Annotated in this window: 16 protein-coding genes and 1 pseudogene; 8 read left to right on the forward strand and 9 right to left on the reverse strand. The window is 68.2% G+C overall.

The annotated features are described in order from the left end of the window. Positions 1-74: 74 nt before the first annotated feature. The 3 genes and pseudogenes from E0L93_RS13670 to E0L93_RS13680 form a co-directional block, all read right to left on the reverse strand. Positions 75-650, reverse strand: a pseudogene (locus E0L93_RS13670) (L-lactate permease); the annotation flags it as partial. 106 nt (positions 651-756) lie between these two features. Beyond that, positions 757-2,049: a glycerate kinase type-2 family protein gene (locus E0L93_RS13675; RefSeq protein WP_132692642.1), complete on the reverse strand. Its 1,293-nt coding sequence runs from the start codon at positions 2,047-2,049 to the stop codon at positions 757-759. 281 nt (positions 2,050-2,330) lie between these two features. Next, the gene (locus E0L93_RS13680) at positions 2,331-3,590 is read right to left on the reverse strand and encodes an allantoate amidohydrolase (protein WP_132692643.1); all 1,260 of its coding nucleotides are present in this window, start codon (positions 3,588-3,590) and stop codon (positions 2,331-2,333) included. 283 nt (positions 3,591-3,873) lie between these two features. Here E0L93_RS13680 and E0L93_RS13685 point away from each other — a divergent pair, with 283 nt between their 5' ends. The 5 genes from E0L93_RS13685 (at position 3,874) to E0L93_RS13705 (ending at position 9,944) form a co-directional block, all read left to right on the forward strand. Continuing rightward, the gene (locus tag E0L93_RS13685) at positions 3,874-5,334 is read left to right on the forward strand and encodes an FAD-linked oxidase C-terminal domain-containing protein (protein ID WP_132692644.1); all 1,461 of its coding nucleotides are present in this window, start codon (positions 3,874-3,876) and stop codon (positions 5,332-5,334) included. Continuing rightward, positions 5,334-6,605: an FAD-binding oxidoreductase gene (locus E0L93_RS13690; protein ID WP_207890512.1), complete on the forward strand. Its 1,272-nt coding sequence runs from the start codon at positions 5,334-5,336 to the stop codon at positions 6,603-6,605. Before E0L93_RS13685 ends, E0L93_RS13690 begins: the two co-directional genes overlap by 1 nt. 158 nt (positions 6,606-6,763) lie before the next feature. Beyond that, complete coding sequence (gene glcF, locus E0L93_RS13695; RefSeq protein ID WP_132692728.1) at positions 6,764-8,113, forward strand: glycolate oxidase subunit GlcF; 1,350 nt, start codon at positions 6,764-6,766, stop codon at positions 8,111-8,113. A gap of 30 nt (positions 8,114-8,143) precedes the next feature. Continuing rightward, complete coding sequence (locus tag E0L93_RS13700) at positions 8,144-9,058, forward strand: HpcH/HpaI aldolase/citrate lyase family protein (RefSeq protein WP_132692645.1); 915 nt, start codon at positions 8,144-8,146, stop codon at positions 9,056-9,058. Positions 9,059-9,191: 133 nt separating this feature from the next. After that, complete coding sequence (locus E0L93_RS13705; RefSeq protein ID WP_243638245.1) at positions 9,192-9,944, forward strand: TVP38/TMEM64 family protein; 753 nt, start codon at positions 9,192-9,194, stop codon at positions 9,942-9,944. On the opposite strand, the gene E0L93_RS13710 is transcribed toward E0L93_RS13705, so the two are convergent. The 3 genes from E0L93_RS13710 to E0L93_RS13720 form a co-directional block, all read right to left on the reverse strand. Further along, a complete protein-coding gene (locus tag E0L93_RS13710) occupies positions 9,941-10,879 on the reverse strand; it encodes a DNA-3-methyladenine glycosylase family protein (protein ID WP_132692647.1) in 939 nt (312 codons plus the stop codon). The two genes, E0L93_RS13705 and E0L93_RS13710, sit on opposite strands and share 4 nt — an antisense overlap. Continuing rightward, a complete protein-coding gene (locus E0L93_RS13715) occupies positions 10,873-11,073 on the reverse strand; it encodes a hypothetical protein (RefSeq protein ID WP_132692648.1) in 201 nt (66 codons plus the stop codon). The genes E0L93_RS13710 and E0L93_RS13715 overlap by 7 nt, the downstream gene beginning before the upstream one ends. A 106-nt stretch (positions 11,074-11,179) precedes the next feature. Continuing rightward, complete coding sequence (locus E0L93_RS13720; protein WP_132692649.1) at positions 11,180-12,337, reverse strand: alkaline phosphatase family protein; 1,158 nt, start codon at positions 12,335-12,337, stop codon at positions 11,180-11,182. Between the two features lie 96 nt (positions 12,338-12,433). Here E0L93_RS13720 and E0L93_RS13725 point away from each other — a divergent pair, with 96 nt between their 5' ends. Then, entirely contained in the window at positions 12,434-13,204 is a 771-nt protein-coding gene (locus E0L93_RS13725) for a DeoR/GlpR family DNA-binding transcription regulator (protein WP_207890513.1), read from the forward strand. A gap of 10 nt (positions 13,205-13,214) precedes the next feature. Here E0L93_RS13725 and E0L93_RS13730 read toward each other — a convergent pair whose 3' ends face one another. From E0L93_RS13730 to ald, 3 genes are all read right to left on the reverse strand, one after another. After that, the gene (locus tag E0L93_RS13730; protein WP_132692650.1) at positions 13,215-14,114 is read right to left on the reverse strand and encodes a proline dehydrogenase family protein; all 900 of its coding nucleotides are present in this window, start codon (positions 14,112-14,114) and stop codon (positions 13,215-13,217) included. A 41-nt stretch (positions 14,115-14,155) separates the two neighbouring features. Continuing rightward, positions 14,156-15,754, reverse strand: a complete 1,599-nt coding sequence (gene pckA / locus E0L93_RS13735; RefSeq protein ID WP_132692651.1) for a phosphoenolpyruvate carboxykinase (ATP) — start codon at positions 15,752-15,754, stop codon at positions 14,156-14,158. Positions 15,755-15,873: 119 nt separating this feature from the next. Next, complete coding sequence (ald, locus tag E0L93_RS13740) at positions 15,874-16,992, reverse strand: alanine dehydrogenase (protein WP_132692652.1); 1,119 nt, start codon at positions 16,990-16,992, stop codon at positions 15,874-15,876. 187 nt (positions 16,993-17,179) lie between these two features. On the opposite strand from ald, the gene E0L93_RS13745 reads away from it, so the two are divergent. Both E0L93_RS13745 and E0L93_RS13750 read left to right on the forward strand, forming a co-directional pair. Then, complete coding sequence (locus E0L93_RS13745; RefSeq protein ID WP_132692653.1) at positions 17,180-17,983, forward strand: MerR family transcriptional regulator; 804 nt, start codon at positions 17,180-17,182, stop codon at positions 17,981-17,983. Between the two features lie 89 nt (positions 17,984-18,072). Next, entirely contained in the window at positions 18,073-19,437 is a 1,365-nt protein-coding gene (locus E0L93_RS13750) for an aspartate aminotransferase family protein (RefSeq protein WP_132692654.1), read from the forward strand. Position 19,438: the final 1 nt, after the last annotated feature.

Genomic DNA, 19,438 nt, shown 5'->3' on the forward strand with positions numbered 1-19,438 from the left:
ATCCACCGGGTGTCGCACCATGTCCGTCCTCCTTTAGCAGGAGTGAGCATGATGCCAGAGCATACCACTATCTACAACTGTAGTACTAAGGCCGCTACGCGCTCTTCCACGGCCGGAACCCCCGTGAGCCCGCCGGAAACCCCGACTATGATCGGGGTCCCGACCGCTCCGAAGCTCACCGGGGTGCTCTGGATGATGAGCCCCACCATGACGGCGGCCATCGCCGGAAATCCTAGAGCCAGCAGCAAGGGAGCGGCCACCGCCGCCGGAGTGCCAAAGCCCGAGGCCCCCTCAATGAAGCTCCCGAAGAGCCACCCGATTATGATGGCCTGTATGCGCCGGTCAGGGCTTATGTCGGTGAAGGCCGAGCGGATGGTCTGGATAGCCCCGCTCTCGGTGAGCGTCGCCAAAAGTAGAAGCGCCCCGAAGACTATGTAGAGCAGCCCCAGAGCTATGATGAGACCCTCCACCGAAGCGGCCGCTACGTTTATGAGGTCCATCCCCCACACGAACGTGGCAATGACCACCACGATCACATACCCGACCGGCATCGCATACTTGGCCGGCCAGCGGAACCCCACCAGCAGAACCCCCACCGTCAAGAGCGGCGCAAGCGCCAGAAGACTCAGTACCGCCAGATTGTCTAACAAAGTGGCTCCTTCCCTCCTCCGCCCGAAGGCATCCTCCCCAACCCTTCAGGTTCGCTTCCACCAAGCCTGCTACATGCTAGCGGCTCTGCATGCCGAAGCGCAACATTTATTCCGCTCTGCGGAGCAGAATTACGCGCAGGTCGTTGACGTTGGTCCCGGTGGGGCCGGTTTCGAGCAGGACTCCGGCGGCATCGAGCGCCGTGTGGGAGTCGTTCGCTTCGAGGGCCGCCCGGGGGTCCGCACCTCTGGAGCGGATGGCTCCGGCCGTCTCCCCGTCCACCAGCCCGCCCGCCGCGCCGGTGGGGCCGTCGTTGCCGTCGGTGTCAACGGCGAGCGCGGCCCATCCCTCGACCCCTTCCAGCTCCACGGCCAGCGCCAGGGCGAACTCCTGGTTGGGGCCTCCCCGTCCCTTGCCGCGCACCGTGATGGTCAGCTCTCCGCCGGAGAGGATGGCGCACGGCGGGGCGGCGGGGTTGCCGCTCTCGAGCGCCTCCAGGACTATCGCCGCGTGCACGCCGGCCACCTCGCGCCCTTCACCGGTTATGCGTGTGGAGAGGATAAGCGGCGGATATCCGAGTTCTTCCGCCCGGGTCGCGGCGGCTTCCACCGCGTGCCGCCCGCCGCCGCAGACGAGGTTCTTTACCTGCTCGAAGAGCGGGTCGCCGGGCTTGGGGGTCTCTTCTGCCCGTTTCAGGTGCCCGGCGACGCTTTGTGGCGGTTCGATGCCGTACCGCTCCAGCACGCGCCGGGCCTCCTCTAGCGTGGTCGGGTCGGGGGCGGTGAGCCCGCTGGCGATGGAGGACACGTCGTCGCCGACCACGTCGGAGAGCAGGAGGGCGAGCGTCTGTGCCGGGTGGGCGAGCCTGGCGAGGCCGCCGCCCTTGAGGGTGGAGACATGCTTTCTTACGCAGTTGATCTCATCTATGGAGGCTCCGCTGCGCAGGAGAGATGAGGTGAGCCGTTTCAGCTCGGAGAGCTCTATGCCTTCTGCGGGGTCGGCGAGCAGCGCGGACGCTCCGCCGCTGATGAGCGCCAGGAGCAGGTCGCCTTCCTCCAGTTCCTCTGCGAGCCCGGCGACCCGCCGGGCGGCCTCCACGCCCCGCTCATCCGGCTCCGGATGGGAGGCGGCCAGAACCTCCAGATACTCCAGCGGCCCCTCATGCCCCTCCTTAGTCACGGCGAGCCCGCCGGAGATCCGGTCGCCCAGCAGCTCTTCGGCGGCTTTCGCCATGGCGCAGGCGGCCTTGCCCGCTGCAACGACGAAGACGCGCTCCGGCTCGAAAGTCTCACCCCCGGCGCTCAGGCGGTCTCCGTCCACCTTGAGGCAGCGAAGAACGGCGGCTCCGGGGTCGGCCGCCGCCAGCCCTGCGTTCAGGATCTCTTTGAGATCTCGCTTCATCCGTCAGTCCCTTCCGGAAGAGGCCGCTCTTCCCCCCATGATACCGGGGCCGGATGTGCCGGACAGCGGGTCCGGAGGCGGGATGCTCCGCGGCTCAGGGAGCGGCAGCGCGCAGGCTTTCGGGAAAGCTCTCCGCTATGCGCCGGATGTGGGGGATGACGCCGGCTCAAGAGCTCCAGAATGCCGAGAGCCCGCTCGACAGGGGCCGTTCGCTCTCGCTTCCCTCACGCCCTGAATCCGACCTACAAAACTTTTCTTCCGCATGACGGAACACCGTGATTCTAGCACATGGTGCGGCTGCCTCCGCGGTGCGGACCTTCTCCCTCCGCGAGGAGCTGCAGGAAGCGTTCGAGGACGTCCAGTGCGGCGGCTACATCTTCTTTGGAGACGGACTCGGCGGGGTTGTGGCTGATGCCCTCCTTGCAGCGGACGAACAGCATCGCCACGGGGGCCAGCTCTGCGACCTGGGCTGCGTCGTGGCCTGCGCCGCTGGGCAGCCGGTGGGCCGAGATGCCCGCGCTCTGGACGGCCCGCTCCAGCAGCCCGCTCAGCTCCGGGTCGCAGGGGACCGTGCCGCTCTCCTGCCGCACCTGCCAGCTACCCGCGCAGCCGCGGAGATCGGCTATCTCCCGCGCCCGCCGCTTCAGGCGCTCCCGCAGGCGCTCGCGCGTTGCGTCGTCCTGGTGCCGGAGGTCCAGGGAGAGCCGGGCCTCGCCGGGGATGACGTTGCCCGCGCCGGGCAGGGCCGAGATCTCCCCGACCGTCGCTACCGCCCCCGGCTCCGACTTCGCCGCGCTCTCCGCCTCCAGCACGAACTCGGCTGCGGCGCACAGCGCGTCTCTGCGGTCCTGCATCGGGACGGTGCCGGCGTGTCCGGCTTTGCCGGTAAACCCTACCCCGATGCGGCTGAGACCCGTGATGCCGGAGACGATACCTACCGGCGCGCCCAGCCTCTCCAGCACCGGTCCCTGCTCGATGTGCAGCTCCAGGTAGCCGATCAGATCCCCTCCCGGCCGGCCGTCTCCGGCGAGGGCGTCGGGATCCCCGCCGAAGCGGCGCACCGCTTCCGAGATCGAGACGCCCTCCGCATCCCGGTAGTCTAGAAGCTCGGGGTTGAAGGCTCCGGCGTACACGGAGCTGCCCAGGTAGGTGGTGCCGAACCTCAGCCCCTCCTCGTCGGCGAAGGCGACGACCTCGATGGCGAACGGCAGGCGCTCCCCGCATTCGTGCAGCCGCTGGACGCAGGCGAGGGCGGCGAGCACGCCCAGCTGGCCGTCATACTTTCCGGCGTCGCGCACGGTGTCCAGGTGGGAGCCAAGAACGAGGGTCCGGTCCCCCGCGCCCTCGTAGCGGCCGATGAGGTTGCCGGCCGCGTCCCGGCGAGTGCTCATCCCGGTAGCCCTCATCCAGCCGGCGACACGGTCGCCGGCCTCCCGCAGAGACCGCGAGCCGTAGGGCCGGGTGAGCCTCCCGGACTCCTCGCTGATGCTGCCCAGCAGCTCGCAGCGCTCCATGACGGTGATTGCAGCGTCTTCTAGCATCAGGGCTCCTCCCCTAAACCCGCGTATCAGACCTTCCCTCTAAGGATAGCTCCGGTCGAGCCGCTTCCGGACGAGAGGATCCCGAAATCCCGGCCGCTTCCTTGCCATATTGCCTATATTCCGTAAAATGAACAAATAATTTCATTAAACGGAGCGCAGGGGAGATTGGCTGCGTTACCGGGAGCTGCCGGGGGGCGAGGGGAGAAATCTCGTAGCGCCTTCCGGCACCTCGGATACAATGGGGCTGTATCGGGGGAGTAGTCGGGCGGCGCTGGGAGGCGGCATGTTAGACAGAGAGCGGGTAATCCGGCGGATGGAGGCGGTGCTTGGGCCGGAGGGTGTTATCTCTGAGCGGGAGAAGCTCCGCACCTACGAGTGCGACGGGCTGGCGAGCTACCGCGTGATCCCGAGCCTCGTCGTGCTGCCGGAGACGGCCGAGCAGGTACAGCGGGTGGTCCGGATCTGCAACGAGGAGGGGGTGCCCTTCGTGGCGCGCGGGTCCGGGACCGGGCTCTCCGGCGGGGCGCTGCCGGTGGAGGAGGGTGTGCTCATCGTGATGAGCCGGATGCGCCGGATTCTGGAGGTGGACATCCCCAACCAGCGGGTCGTGGTGGAGCCGGGCGTCATCAATCTCTGGGTAACGGAGGAGGTGGCGGATGCCGGCTACTACTATGCGCCGGACCCCTCCAGCCAGCTGGTGTGCTCGATCGGCGGGAACGTGGCCGAGAACTCCGGCGGTGCGCACTGCCTGAAATACGGGTTCACCACCAACCACGTGACCGGGCTGGAGGTCGTGCTGCCGGACGGGCAGATGGTGCATCTCGGCGGCAAGGCTCCGGACACTCCCGGCTACGATCTGGTAGGGGCGTTCGTGGGCTCCGAGGGGACGCTCGGGATCGCGACCAAGATAACGCTCAGGATCGTGCGCAAGCCCGAGGCGGTACGGACCCTGCTGGCGGCGTTCAACAGCCCGGACGAGGCCGGCGGAGCGGTCTCCGGAATCATCGCCGCCGGGATAGTCCCGGCGGCGGTGGAGATGATGGATTCGCTCTCCATCGAGGCGGTCGAGCGCGGGGTGAGGCCCGGCTACCCCAAGGGAGCGGGGGCGATCCTCATCGTGGAGCTGGACGGGCCGGAGGCCGAGGTTGAGCACCAGTTCGAGCAGGTCGAGCGCATCTGCCGGGAGAACGACTCGTTCGAGATCCGGATAGCCCAGAACGACGAGGAGCGGGCGCTGATGTGGAAGGGGCGCAAGGCGGCGTTCGCGGCGATGGGGCACATGAGCCCGGACTACTACGTGCAGGACTCCGTCATCCCGCGCACCGCGCTGCCGGAGGTGCTCCGGCGCATGGCCGAGCTCTCCGCCGAGTACGGCCTGCGCGTAGCCAACGTCTTCCACGCCGGGGACGGCAACCTGCACCCGCTCGTCCTCTACGACGAGGAGAAGGAGGGCGAGGCCGAGCGGGCCGAGGAGCTGGCCGGCGAGATCCTGACCCTCTGCCTGGAGCACGGGGGCTCCATAACCGGCGAGCACGGCGTCGGCGAGGACAAGAAGAAGCACATGCCCAAGATGTTCACCGAGGACGACCTGAACGTGATGCAGCTGTTGCGCTGCGCCTTCGACCCGCACTACCTCTGCAACCCCGGCAAGGTCTTCCCGACCCCGCGCCTCTGCGGCGAGGTCCCGGGGCCGCGCCGGGAGCTGCACCCCGTCCAGAAGGCCGGACTCGCGGAGATATTCTGATGCAGCGCACGCTCTCGCCGGAGGACTTCCGGCAGGTGGTCGGAGGGGAGCACGTCCGCGAGGCCGTCCCGGACGACGCGGTGGACGGCGTTGTCCCCAGCATCGTGGTCGAGCCGGGTTCGGTCGAGGAGGTTAGTGAGGTCCTAAAGCTGGCGAGCGGGGCCGGGCTGAAGGTGGCGCCGCGCGGGAGCGGGACCAAGATGGAGCTCGGGAATCCGCCCGCCGGGCTCGACGTCATCCTCAGCACCCGGCGCTTGAACCGGATCATAGAGCACGCTGCGGGGGATCTGGTCGCCGGCGTGCAGGCCGGGGTGCGGCTGGAGGATCTGCAGGAGGAGCTTTCCGGGGCGAACCAGATGCTCGCTCTGGATCCGCCGGAGGCGGAGGGCACGGTCGGCGGCATCGTGGCGGCCGACGCCTCCGGCCCGCGGCGGCTGCGCTACGGGACGGCGCGGGACCTCCTGATCGGGATAACCGTCGTGCTGGCCGACGGGACGGTGGCGCGCGCGGGCGGCAAGGTCGTCAAGAACGTGGCCGGCTACGATTTGAGCAAGCTCTTCACCCGCTCCCTGGGGACTCTGGGCGTCATCGTGGAGACGATCTGGCGGCTGCACCCGGTGCCGTTCGCGAGCGGCACGGTCGCGGCCGAGCTGGAGGACGCGGCCTCTGCCGGAGCCGCGGTGCAGAGCATCCTGCACTCTTCCCTGGTACCCGGCGCGCTGGAGCTGAGGTGGCGGGGCGGCCGCGGCCGCCTCGCGGTCCTGATCGAGGGCGTAAAGCCCGGCGTGGAGGCGCAGTCCAGAGCGGCCCGCGAGCTGCTGGGGGAGCACGGAGAGGCCCGCATCCTGGACGAGAGCGAGGAAGACGAGCTCTGGAGCGAGCTGCTGCCCATGCCGTGGGAGAGCGGCGGGATCGGGCTCAAGATAGCGGGCGTTCCCGCCGGGCTGCCGGACGTGCTGGAGTCCGTGGAGCGTATCACCGGCAGATACGGATTCGAACCGGAGATCTCGGGCCACGCCGGGACCGGGGTCACCTTCGTCGGGCTCTCCGGCGGAGATGAAGATTCCCGGGCCGCCGCCATCGGCGAGTTGCGCCGCGGCGTGGAGGAGCGGGGCGGGAGCCTCGTCCTCGTGCAGGCTCCGGCCGAGCTCAAGCGGCGGGTCGAGGTGTGGGGCTCTACCGGGGATGCCCTGCAGCTCATGCGCCGGGTGAAGGAACGTTTCGATCCGGGGTACATCCTCAACCCCGGCAGATTTGTGGGAGGTATCTAGTGGCAGAGAGACCCGACGGCTCGCCGGACCGGGCCGGGTACGCCCAGGAGAACGAAGCCGGCCGGGTGGATACCCCGGCCCAGGAAGAAGCCGCGGCACACGCCGTGGGAGCAAAGCGGCCCGAGGACATCGGGCACAAAGTGGTGCCCGCGAGCCGGGTGGCGGAGAAGGCGGCGGTCGAGGCCGGGAAGCGCCGGGCGGGCAAGCAGGTCTTCCCCGCCTTCGACGACCACAACCCGCCGGAGCAGGAGCTCATAGACGACTGCGTGCACTGCGGCTTCTGCCTGCCCACCTGCCCGACCTACGTGCTCTTCGGGGAGGAGATGGACTCCCCGCGCGGGCGCATCTACCTCATGGAGCAGGGGCGGCAGGGCGAGCCGCTGAGCGACAGCATGGTGCGACACTTCGACCTGTGCCTGGGCTGCATGGCGTGCGTCACCGCCTGCCCCTCAGGGGTGCAGTACGACAAGCTCATCGAGTCCACCCGCCAGCAGGTCGAGCGCCGCTACGAGCGCTCGCCCGAGGACAGGTGGTTCCGGGAGATGATCTTCGCCCTCTTCCCGTATCCCGAGCGCCTGCGCGTGGCGACCGCCCCGCTCAAGCTCTACCAGAGGTTCAATATCGGGGAGGTGCTCAGGAAGAGCGGCGCGCTGAACCTGCTGCCGCGGCGCCTGCGGGCGATGGAGGCACTGATGCCCGAGCTGCCGGACGGCGGGGAGGAGGTTCCGGGGTTCACCCCGGCGCGCGGGCAAATCCGGCGCCGGGTCGGGGTGCTCACCGGCTGCGTGCAGCGGGTCTTCTTCCCGCACGTCAACGCCGCTACCGTGCGGGTGCTCGCCGCCGACGGGTGCGAGGTGCTTGCGCCCGAGCAGGGCTGCTGCGGCGCTCTCAGCATGCACGCGGGCCGGGAGGAAGAGGCCCGGCGGTTCGCCCGCAGGACCATAGACGCCTTCGAGGCCGCCGGGGTGGAGAACGTGGTCGTAAACGCGGCCGGGTGCGGCTCCACGATGAAGGAGTACGGCTACCTGCTGCGCGACGACCCCGAGTACGCGGAGCGGGCAAAAGAATTCTCCGCGCGGGTGCGGGACGCCTCGGAGTTCCTGAACGAGCTCGGACCGGCCGCCGAGCGGCACCCGCTGCCGGTGGTCGCGGCCTACCACGACGCGTGTCATCTTGCGCACGCGCAGGGCATCCGGCGGCAGCCGCGCGAGGAGCTGAGGCGGATACCGGGCCTGAAGATCCGGGAGATCCGGGAGGCCGAGATCTGCTGCGGTTCGGCCGGCATCTACAACATGGTCGAACCGGCGGCCGCCGAGGAGCTGGGCCGGCGCAAGGCGGAGCACGTGCTCGAGACGGGGGCGCAGATGCTGGTCACCGCCAACCCCGGCTGCCTGTTGCAGATCCGGGCCAGCCTGCAGCGCATGGGTGAGAAGATGCCGATGGCGCACCCGATGCAGGTGCTGGACGCCTCCATCCGGGGCGAGCCGGTAACGGCCCTGCTCGGCTGAGGCGCAGATGACGGGATGGGAGGGGAGAGCGTGAGGGTGGAGAGATCCGAACTCTCGGTCCCGGCCTCCAGGCCGGACATGATCGGAAAGGCCCTCGCCACCGGAGCGGACGTGGTCTTCCTGGATCTGGAGGACTCGGTCGCGCCGGACGAGAAGGAGGAGGCCCGCGCGAACGTGATCCGGGCGATGCGGGAGCTGGACTGGGGCGGGCGGCCCGCCGCCTACCGCATCAACGCGCTCGACACGCCGTTCTTCTACCGGGACCTCATAGAGGTCGCCGAGGGGGCGGGTGAGAGGCTGGGGCTGATCCTCATCCCCAAGGTGGACCGGCCGGAAGACCTGTACGCCGTGGACGTGCTGCTCGCCGGCGTGGAGCGCCGCCTGGGGCTGGAGGTGGGGAAGATAAGGCTGGAGGCCCAGATAGAGACCGCGCGGGGTCTGGCGAACGCGGATGCGATAGCCCGCGCCACATCCCGGCTGGAGACGCTCATCTTCGGTCCCGGGGACTACGCAGCCAGCGTGCGCATGCCGCTAGAGAACATCGGAATGGCCGGCGAGTGGGACGAGCTCTACCCCGGACACCGCTTCCACTACGCGATGCACCGCATCGTGGTCGCCGCCCGCGCCGCGGGCGTCAAAGCGGTGGACGGTCCCTACGCGGACTACCGGGACCCCGACGGGCTCAGGAGATCCTGCCAGATCGCGCGCTCTTTAGGCTTCGACGGCAAGTGGTGCATTCACCCGGCCCAGATCGGGGTCGTCAACGAGGTCTTCTCACCCACGCGGCGGGAGCTGGAGTGGGCCCGGAAGGTGGTCGCCGCCTACGAGGAGGCGAAGGCCGCCGGGAGCGGGGCGGTGAGCGTGGACGGCCGGATGGTGGACGCCGCTAACATCCGCATGGCGCAGAACGCCCTGGATTTGGCCCGCGCGGCCGGGATGCTGTAGGCCACCTTACCCTCGACGCGCCTCCCTGATACACTCCCGGATGCGGAAAAGGGGATGCGGGGACGGCCCCGCGGAGCTCTCATCCCCTTCGCCGAATGGGATAATCTTTCACGCAGGATGGAAGCGAGCGCAGTTGGCCCGCAGTAAGAACTCCCTGACCCCGCCTGGTCCGGTGAAGCTCCCGGCGCGCACGGTGCGCTGGATCCGGTTCGCGCTGCTGGTGGCGGTCGCCGCGTTCTTCGGGCTCGTCTACCTCATCTCCGACGGTTTCCGGGAGGAGTTCAACCGGGCGCTCGTGATCCTGGGCCGGGGCGACATAGACGGCCTGCGGGACTACATCCTCTCCTACGGCCTCTGGGCCCCGGTGGCCTCCAGCTTCCTGATGGTGCTGCAGGCCATCGCGGCTCCGGTGCCGTCGTTTATCATAACCTTCGCCAACGGGCTGGCGTTCGGGACGTTCTGGGGCTGGATGCTGAGCCTCTTCGGCCACACGCTGGCCGCCGCGGTCTGCTTCTGGATCTCGCGCGCCCTGGGCCGGGTGCCGGTGGAGATCCTGGTCGGCAAGGCCGGACTTCAGTCCGCCGACCGCTGGTTCGCCCGGTGGGGCACCTACGCCGTGTTCGCCGGGCGGCTCATCCCCGGTATCTCGTTTGATGTCATCTCCTACGCGGCGGGCCTCACCCGCATGCGCTTCTCCAGCTTCCTCCTCGCCACGGCGCTCGGGATCGCGCCCCAGACGCTCTTCTACTCCTTCCTGGGGCGCCAGGCCCCGGAGTACGTGGGGCTGTTTATGGTCTTCTCGGTGGTCGTGGTGGCCGGGGTCGTGGGGACGGCGGTCTACCGGCGCCGGAAACGGCGCCGGAAGCCCAGGTACGACCTGCTCTAGGGCTCCCGGAGCCAGTCCCGCGTCAGATACAGCCAGAAGGCCAGCCCCGCGTACCTGCCGTAGCGGCGGAACTTCTCCTCGATCTCCTGGTCTTCTGCGGCCTCCACCCCCGCCAGCCGGGCGTAGGTGGGGCGGGTCCAGGAGTCCAGGATGAGCCGGGAGTAGCGCCCGAGCTGCATCATTATGTGCGCCGCGGCGTACGGGCCGACCCCCGGCAGGGCGAGCAGCCGCCGCGCGACCTCCTCATCGGGCAGCTCCTCCGGGCCCGCCCGGCCGAGCGCCTCCAGGTCCAGCCCACCCGCGGCGACCGAGCGCGCCAGGCTCATCAGGTAGCGGCCCCGGTACCCGGCGCGCGCTACGTCCCGGTAGAAGCCCTCCCCGGCCTCCGCCATCGCCGCGGGCGTCGGGAACGCCCGGCCCGCGGGACCGCTCTCCGGCGCTCCGGGGGCCCGCGCTCCCAGGTGCTCGACCAGCGCGCCGACCATCCTCTCCGTCGCCGACCAGGCGCAGTTGGTGGTGCAGACGGTCTTGACGACCTCCTCGAAGACGGTGGGGCTCCGGACAATGCGCCCCGCGCCCGTTGCTGCCCACGATAGCTCCGGATCTCCGGCGATGAACCCATAGAACTCCGAGAGGTCCTCGTCCAGCCGCAGCACGTGCCGGACGGTCCCCAGGACCTCCGCCCGCTCCCCGGGGCCGGGCGGATCTCCGGCGATGCCGGCGACACCGTAGCCGGGCCTCCCCTCGGAGAGGCGCACCGTGCGCGCGCGGCCGCCGGTCACCGGGACCGTGACCTCGAACGTCCAGGACTCCTCGTCCACGCTCATCGGTGGGAGCAGCGTAATGCCGTTGGAGATGAACGTCCTCCTCAGGTCTACCGGCTCCCCGCCCGGCCCGGCGAGCGGGAACTCTGCGGTGTCGGATATCTCTACCAAAGGCTGGCACTCTGCTGCCGGCGGCTTACGGCCCCCGCGCACCGGGGAGCCCGCTGCAGGCTCAGTATCCAGCCTCCGAAGCTTATGCGCCAGCCGCTGCGCACCTGGCGGGCGAGGCGCCGGTTCTCCGCTTCCCGCAGGAGGTCGCGCTGCCGCTGCTGCCAGATCTCGAACTCCCCCCGATGGTCCTGCACCGCTTCCTCCTCTTCCGACGCTTCCGCAGATGCTTCGATGATACGGGACCGGGCGGATTTCTAAACGGTGTTTTTGCAAGATTTGCGGGGATTTTGCACCCCTCCTCTACGGCCGGGCCGCGAGCACCGGAACGAGCATCTCCTCCGCCGTCCACCCCCCGTGCCCGCCGCGGTGGACGTCCTTGCGCTGCCCGGGGTAGAAGGCCCAGTTGAGCTGCCAGCCGGGACGGGTTACGGCGAGGAGGTCTCCGGTGCGCCGGTAGAAGTCCTCCCGGGCCGGCGGACCGCCGAAGAGCCCCGAACTCCAGGCTTCCGCGGCGGGCATTATCTCCGCCGCTTTCTGCAGATGGCGGGCGATCCCGGCTTCCGCACCGTCGAGGACGTACAGGTAACGGGCGGTGCGCTCGCCGGCGGGCGGGGCGGTGATCTGGCGCGTGAAGTACGGGTCGCCGTTGAGCAGCACGGCCTTCCGGGGAGAGAGCTCCCGCTGGCCGTGGTCGGCGGTGATCACGAGCGCCGTGTTCTGGGGGAGGCTCCTGAAGAGCTCTCCGATGGCCCGGTCCACGGCCCGGATCTCATCCCTCGCCCGGCTGCCGCGGGGGCCGTGGAGGTGGCAGGTCCTGTCGTACTCCGGCCAGTAGGCTACGGTATAGCCGGGCTCCGCCGCGCACCGCGCGGTCAGGGGCGGGATCTCCCTCAAGCTCCCGTAGGGGATGTACTCCGCCCCGGCGAAGTGCCAGCGGGTCAGGGCGGTGTTCCGGAACCCGGCGGCGTTGACCGCCCGGCACCGGATTCCGGCCTCCGAGAGGCGGCCGTAGAGGGACGGGACGCGCATCAGGCACCCGGTGAGCGGGAGCGGTTCGCCGCGCTCCAGGTTGCGGAAGGAGATCATGTCCGAGACCGCGCCGGCCTCCGGCAGCCACAGGTTGTACCCCAGCATCCCGGTCTCGGAGGGCGGGGCGGCGGTGTGCAGGGTGGTGAGCGCCGCCGCCGTCGTGGAGGGGAAGACGGAGGTGGCCTCAGCAAGCCGCATCTCGCCCCGTTCCAGCATCCGGCCGAGCTCCGGCATGTCTCCGGCCTCCAGGTGCCACATGAGCTGGCGGTAGCCCAGGCCGTCCACGATGAACAGCACGACCGAGGCCGCGCCGTCCAGCGGCAGGTTGCGGGCGGGCGGGTGTCCGGTCGGAACCCCGAAGTGCTCCGAGATCTCCGAGACCACGTTCAGGATGCTGCCACCGCCGTAGTGCGGGCGTACTCTCTCCACCGGAACCTCTCCCGTCTTCGGTCCGGGGGTCAGGATAGCACGGCCGCCGGTTATGCTATTTTAAATCCGGCGGCGAGTGCGGAGGTCTCTGAGAGGTTGCTGGCCGAGGAGCGCAGACAGAGGATTCTGGAGGAGTTGGAGCGCAACGGGAGCGTTGCGGTGATGGACCTGGCCGGGAGGCTGGGTGTCTCGGACATGACGATCCGGCGGGACCTTGAGGCGCTCGCCGCCCGGCGGCTCTTGCAGAAGGTACACGGCGGGGCCGTGCCGGTGCGCAAGGCCGCCACCGAGCCGCACTTCACCCACAAGCGCCGCCTAAAGCAGGCCGAGAAGCAGGCCATCGCCCGCGAGGCGCTCAAGCTCATAGAGGACGGAGATACGGTGGCCTTTTCGGCCGGGACGACGACCTGGCACATAGCCGCGGCGCTCAAGCGGGCCGGCCGGGACCTCACCTTCATCACCAACTCCACCAACATCGCGCTGACGCTGCAGGAGAACGGGTGGGACCAGATCGTGCTCTCCGGCGGCATCTTCCGCACGCCGTCGGACGCGCTCGTGGGGGCTTACGCCGACCGCACGCTCCGGTCGCTGAACGCTGACATCCTCTTCCTAGGGGTGCACGGCATACATCCCGAGGCCGGGCTCACCACACCGAACATAGCCGAGGCCGAGACGGACCGGACGATGGTGGAAGCCTCGCGCCGGGTGGTCGTGGTGGGGGACCACTCAAAGCTCGGGGTGGTGGCGCTGGCGAAGATAGCCTCTCTCAGCGAGGTGGACGCGCTCATAACAGACGAGCGGGCGCCCCGGGACATGCTGCGGAAGATAGGGGATGCCGGGGTGGAGGTGATCGTGGCCCGGCTGTAGGTGCTCTGGCCTACCCGAGCCCCAGAACCCCCTTGGCGACGTAGGTGGCTATCTTCGGGTTCTCCTGCAGGCGGCGGGTGGAGTACTCGTACCACTGCCGGCCGTAGGGGACGTAGACCCGCATCCGCTGGCCGGACTCGACCAGGATGGTGCGCAGCTCCTCGTCCACCCCGAGCAGCATCTGGAACTCGTACTCATCCGGGGACAGCCCCAGGCGGTGGATGATCCTCAGCGCGTGCCACACCAGGTACTCGTCGTGGGTCGCTATGCCGACGTAGCAGCCCTCTTCCATCAGGCGCTCCAGCAGCAGGATGTAGTTCTGCCGCACGACGTCGAAGTCTTTGTACGCTAGGCGGCGCGGCTCGTCGTAGATGCCCTTGCAGAGCCTGACCGAGACCTTGTGCTCCGCCAGCCGTTCGACGTCTTCGAGGCTCCGCCTGAGGTACGCCTGGATGACCGCCCCCACGTTCCCGTAGCGCCGGTGCATCTCCAGCACCAGGTCCAGGGTTGCGGAGGTGTAGGGGGAGTCCTCCATGTCCACGCGCACGAAGCGGCCGTGGGCTGCGGCGGAGATGAGGATCTCCTCCAGGTTCGCCCGGCACAGCTCCTCGTCCAGCGCCAGCCCCAGCGCCGTGAGCTTGACCGAGATGCCGGACTCAAGGCCGTGCTCGTCCAGCGCTTCGAGCACCCGCTTGTACTCGTTCAGGGTCTCGATGGCCTGGCTCTTGTGCCGGATCCCCTCACCGAGTACGTCCACCGTGGCCTTGCATCCCCGCTCGTTCAGCTCCCGGATTGTGGCCAGGGCGTCCTCCAGAGTGGACCCGGCGATGTAGCGGCTGGAGATCTTCCGCACGATGGGGCGCGGGATCACCCTGACAGACTCGGCCAGCGCTCTGTCTATGATGCCCACGGCTGGATTCTACCACCGGAGGGGACCACGCCCACCGGGGCTCAGTCCTTCGGACCGGCCTTCCTCACCTCTTCGCTCACCTCTTCCTCAAACCTCCGGAAGTTCTCCCGGAAGCGGGCGGCCAGCCGCTTCGCCTGCTCGTCGTAGGCCTCCCTGTCCGGCCAGGTCTCCCGCGGGTTCAGAACCTCTTCCGGCACCCCGGGTACCCGCAGCGGGACCTTGAGCCCGAAGTGCGGGTCGGTGCGCGTCTCGGCCTCCGCCAGCTCGCCGGAGATGGCCGCCCGCACCATCGCTCGCGTATGGGCTATGTCTATGCGCTCCCCCACGCCGTACGGACCGCCCGACCAGCCGGTGTTCACCAGATAGCACCGGACGTTGTGCTCACGCATCTTCCGCTGCAGCATGCCGGAGTAGGTGGTCGGCGGCAGCGGCAGGAACGGCGCGCCGAAACAGGTGGAGAAGGTGGCCTGCGGCTCGTCCCCGAGCCCCGCCTCCGTCCCGGCCAGCTTGGCCGTGTAGCCGGAGAGGAAGTAGTAGGCGGCCTGCTCGGGGGAGAGGCGGCTTATGGGCGGCAGCACCCCGAAGGCGTCGGCGGTGAGGAACAGGATCGCCTTCGGGTGCCCGGCCATGCCCTCGAGCACCGCGCCCTCGATAAACTCCAGCGGGTAGGCCGCGCGCGTGTTCTCGGTCCTGGAGGCGTCCGTGAAGTCTACCTCGCGCGTACGCTCGTCCACGACGACGTTCTCGACCACGGCCCCGAAGCGGATGGCGTTGTATATCTGAGGCTCTTTCTCGGGGGAGAGGTCTATGCACTTGGCGTAGCAGCCGCCCTCGAAATTGAAGATGCCACGGTCCGTCCAGCCGTGCTCGTCGTCTCCGATGAGCCGGCGCTCGGGATCGGCCGAGAGAGAGGTCTTGCCGGTCCCGGAGAGCCCGAAGAAGAGCGCCACATCACCCTCCCGGCCCACGTTGGCCGAGCAGTGCATCGGGAAGACGCCGTGCTCGACGGGCAAGACGAAGTTCAGCACGGTGAAGATGCTCTTCTTTATCTCCCCGGCGTACTCCGTACCGCAGATCAAGACCACCCGCTTCTCGAAGTCCACCCCCACGAAGACGTCGGAGTTGGTGCCGTCCCTATCCGGGTCGGTGCGGAAGCCCGGGGCCGAGACGACCGTCCAGTCCGGCTCGAAGCTCTCCAGCTCCTCCGGGGTGGGCCTGCGGAAGAGCTGGCGGGCGAAGAGCGCGTGCCAGGCCCGCTCGGCGACTATCTGCACGTTCAGGGTGTAGGCGGGATCGGCCCCGGCGTGAGCGTCCAGCACGAAGATCTCGTCCCGGCTCTCCAGATAGGCCGCCGCCTTCCGCAGAAGGCCGTTGAAGACCTCCTGGGCTACGGGCCGGTTGACGCTGCCCCAGTCCACCCGATCCCGCGTGGCCCCGTTCTCCACGATGAACTTGTCGTCCGGCGAGCGGCCGGTCCGCTCACCGGTCTCGGATACCAGCGCGCCGTTCGCAGCCAGAATGCCCTCGCGGCGCCGGATAGCCTCCTCTACCAGCCGGGCGGCGGGCAAGTTCTCATGCACCCGGCCCGGAGACAGAATCCCCAGCGTCTCCAGCGATCGTTTTCGGGTCAGCGTGTCCATTCTCACCTCTCCTGTGCCGATCCGAAGGACAATCTATACCCCGCCCGCAACGCAGGGAAAACTCAACACCGCAGACGAGGCGGCCTCCAGTCTAGCACGCCCGAGGATGGTAGGTTGTGTTACAAGACTTGATGGAGCGGCGTGTGGGGCAGTTTGTGGGCTTCGGCGACCGGTTCTGAGGTCAGGTTTCCATGCAGGGTGGCGATACCTTTGGCCAGCGCCTCGTCCTCTCTTGCCGCGCCCTCTATGCCTTTGTCCGCCAGTTTTATCAGGTAGGGCAGCGTGGCACTGGTGAGCGCCAGCGTGGAGGTGCGGGCCACCGCACCGGGGATGTTGGCCACGCAGTAGTGGATGACCCCCTCCTCCACGTAGGTGGGATCGGAGTGGGTGGTAGGCCTTGCGGTCTCCACACATCCTCCTTGATCTATGGCCACGTCCACGATCACCGAGCCGTCCCGCATGCTCTTCACCATCTCTCTGGTGACGAGCTTGGGGGCTCTGGCTCCCGGTACCAGAACCGCCCCTATGACCACATCGGACTCTTTTACGTATGAGGCCAGCCGGGCCCGGTTCGGGATCACCAGGTCCACCCGCCCCCCGAAGATGTCCGAGAGGTAGGCAAGCCGCTTGGGGTTTATGTCTAAAACCCTCACGATGGCCCGCATCCCAACCGCTATCTTTGCCGCCTCGGTGCCGACCACCCCGCCCCCGATGATGGTCACCTTCGCGGCAGGCGTTCCCGGAACGCCTCCCAGCAGAAGTCCCGCCCCTCCCTGAGGGCTCTCCAAGCAGTGGGCCGCGGCCTGCACGCTCATCCTGCCCGCAACCTCGCTCATGGGCGTCAAGAGCGGCAGGGTGCCGTCCTCAAGCTCCACCGTCTCATAGGCCACCGCGTCTATCTTGCGCTCGATCAGAAACTCGGTGAGCCTCCTGTCGGCGGCAAGGTGCAGGTAGGTGAAGAGCCGCTGCCCCTCCCTGAAGAGCCCGTACTCTTCTTCAATGGGCTCCTTGACCTTCACGATCAGGTCGGCCCGCTCAAAGACCTCCTCCGCCGCCTTCGCCACCCGGGCCCCGGCCCGCGCATACTCCTCATCGGAGAATCCGGACCCCGCACCGGCACCCCGCTGCACGACCACCTCGTGACCGTGATGGATGAGCTCCTCCACACCGTCGGGCTGCAGGGCCACGCGGCCCTCCTGGTCCTTGATCTCTCTGGGTACTCCGACCACCGTAGCCATATCACCCTCTCCCTCTCTCGTCCTGAAAGCGCCGGAGAAGCTCGCCCCGACCCCGTAAATATACCCCATTGCCCCGCGCCGGGACCCGCACCGCCCTTTCGCGCCACATCCGGCGGACTGGTAGAATCACTTTACAATAACGAGACAAGCCTACTGTGATGATAGCGCGCCTGGTGAGGTGGAGAGTTTGGCGGAGAGCTGCCCGGCAGGGTTCTCGATCGGGGAGGTAGCGGAGGCGATCGGGGTCGCCGCACAGACCCTGCGCCTGTGGGAACGGGAGCGCCTGATCTCCCCCCAGCGCACCGGCCGCGGATACCGGGTCTACACCGAACGGGATATCGAGCGGCTCAGACAGATAAAACGCCTGCGCGTCGTGGAAGGACTGAACTTCGCCGCCATCCGGCAGCGGCTCGGCCCGGCCGAGCCGAACGGCGCCGGACCCGGAGATAAGCGGCCCAACGCCCTCGGGGATCAACTCCGCAGAATGCGCGTCAAGTCCCGTAAGACCCTCCGGGAAGTCTCCGAGGCCACGGGCCTCTCCATCTCCTTCATCTCAGCGCTGGAGCGGGGCGAGAGCGGAGCCTCCGTGGCCTCCCTGCGGCGGCTGGCCGGCGTCTACAACGTCACCCTGCGCGAGATCTTCGGCGCCGACCTCAAACGTAACGTCCCCCTCGTGCGCCCGCACGAACGGCCGGTCATGCAGTGGGAGAACGGCGTCCGCTTCGAAGAGATGATCGTGGGCGAAAGCGTGATGGACCCCTCCTTCCTCCACGTCCCCCCCCGCTCCGGTAGCGAAGGCTTCTACTCCCACCACGGCGAAGAGTTTATCTACCTCCTCTCCGGTACCCTCTACGTGGAACTCAAAGAACGCGGTACTTACCAGCTCAAACCCGGCGATACCCTCCACTTCCCCTCTACCACCCCCCACCGCTGGTGGACCGAAGACGAAACCGCCGAAGCCATCTACGTCAATACCCCACCCACCTTCTAACTTGACTGCGTTACAGTAAAGTTGTAAATTTCTTGGAAAGCGGGTGGGGAGAAAGCGGGGAACGGATTAGCTCCGGGAGGTCGGCGGTTATGGACGTTATGCGGGGTCTTGGGGAGCGGGGGGAGGGTACGGGGCTGCCGGGGGTCGAGAACCTTCTGTTGCACTTCACGCCTTTCTCGGAGGACTGGTCGAAGCTGCCGGTGATCGTCGGCGGCGAGGGCTGTTACGTGAGGGATGCTGAGGGCCGGGAGTATGTGGACGGTCTTGCCGGCCTCTTTACGACGCAGGTCGGTCACGGGAGGAGTGAGCTGGCCGAGGCGGCGGCCGCGCAGATGAGGGAGCTGGGGTTCTTCCCCAACTGGAGTTTCCAGCATCCGAGGAGTCTGGAGCTGGCGGCACGGCTGGCGGGGCTGGCTCCGGGCGATCTCTCAACGACCTTCTTCGTCTCCTCTGGGTCTGAGGCGGTGGAGACGGTCATCAAGCTCGCGCGGCAGTACCACGCGGCCAATGGGGAGCCGGAGCGCTACAAGATCATTTCGCGCAAGATCGCCTACCACGGCACCACGCTGGGGGCGCTCTCGGTCACGGGGCTGCCCACCTTCAAGGCGCCGTTCGAGCCGCTGCTGCAGGGGTTTATGCACGTGCCCAACACCCAGCAGGACCCGGATGGCGCGGCGGACGCAATCGAGGAGGCGATAGAGTTCGGGCCGCCGGAGAGGGTTGCGGCGGTCATCCTGGAGCCGGTACAGAACGCCGGGGGGTGTCTGGTGCCGCCCGAGGGCTACTGGCGGCGGGTGCGTGAGATCTGCGACCGGCACGGGGTGCTTCTGGTCTCGGACGCCGTGATCTGCGCGTTCGGGCGGCTGGGCGAGTGGTTCGGCATCGAGCGCTTCGGCGTGGTGCCGGACATGACCAGCTTCGCCAAGGGCGTGACCAGCGGGTACCTGCCGATGGGCGGGGTGGTGGTGAGCGAGAGGGTCCGGGACACCTTGAGGGCTGGCGCCCCGATGTTCGCCCACGGCTCCACCTTCGGCGGCCATCCGGTCTCCGCGGCGGTGGCCTTGAAGAACATCGAGATTATCGAGCGCGAGAAGCTCCTTGAGAACGTGCGTGAGCTGGAGGGGCACTTCGAGAGCGAGCTGAAGCGGATGGCCGAAGGCCACCCCATTGTCGAGGAGGTGCGGGGGATGGGCTTCTTCTGGGCCGTCGAGGTCCGGCCCGAGCGGGCCGACGGTACGCCGCTTCAGGAGGAGGAGTACCAGAAGTACTTCAAGGGGGTGCTCTCCAGGAAGCTGCTGGAGGGCGGTCTCATCTGCCGCTTCGACGACAAGGACGAGCCCGTCATCCAGTACTCGCCGGCGCTTATTGCGGACCGGGAGGTCCTCTCGAAGATCGCCGAGATAACCGATGGGGCCCTCACCGAGCTGGAGCGCCAGCTCGGGTACCGGAGCTAGA

The organism is Rubrobacter taiwanensis, assembly GCF_004337705.1.
Classification (GTDB): Bacteria; Actinomycetota; Rubrobacteria; order Rubrobacterales; family Rubrobacteraceae; genus Rubrobacter_C; species Rubrobacter_C taiwanensis.

Excerpts from the sequence above, each read along its gene's own strand:
- ald (WP_132692652.1), bottom strand. The coding sequence starts at position 16,992 with ATGGCTACGGTGGTCGGAGTACCCAGAGAGATCAAGGACCAGGAGGGC.
- E0L93_RS13680 (WP_132692643.1), bottom strand. The coding sequence starts at position 3,590 with ATGCTAGAAGACGCTGCAATCACCGTCATGGAGCGCTGCGAGCTGCTG.
- pckA (WP_132692651.1), bottom strand. The coding sequence starts at position 15,754 with ATGGACACGCTGACCCGAAAACGATCGCTGGAGACGCTGGGGATTCTG.
- E0L93_RS13750 (WP_132692654.1), top strand. The coding sequence starts at position 18,073 with ATGGACGTTATGCGGGGTCTTGGGGAGCGGGGGGAGGGTACGGGGCTG.
- E0L93_RS13675 (WP_132692642.1), bottom strand. The coding sequence starts at position 2,049 with ATGAAGCGAGATCTCAAAGAGATCCTGAACGCAGGGCTGGCGGCGGCC.
- E0L93_RS13690 (WP_207890512.1), top strand. The coding sequence starts at position 5,334 with ATGCAGCGCACGCTCTCGCCGGAGGACTTCCGGCAGGTGGTCGGAGGG.
- E0L93_RS13685 (WP_132692644.1), top strand. The coding sequence starts at position 3,874 with ATGTTAGACAGAGAGCGGGTAATCCGGCGGATGGAGGCGGTGCTTGGG.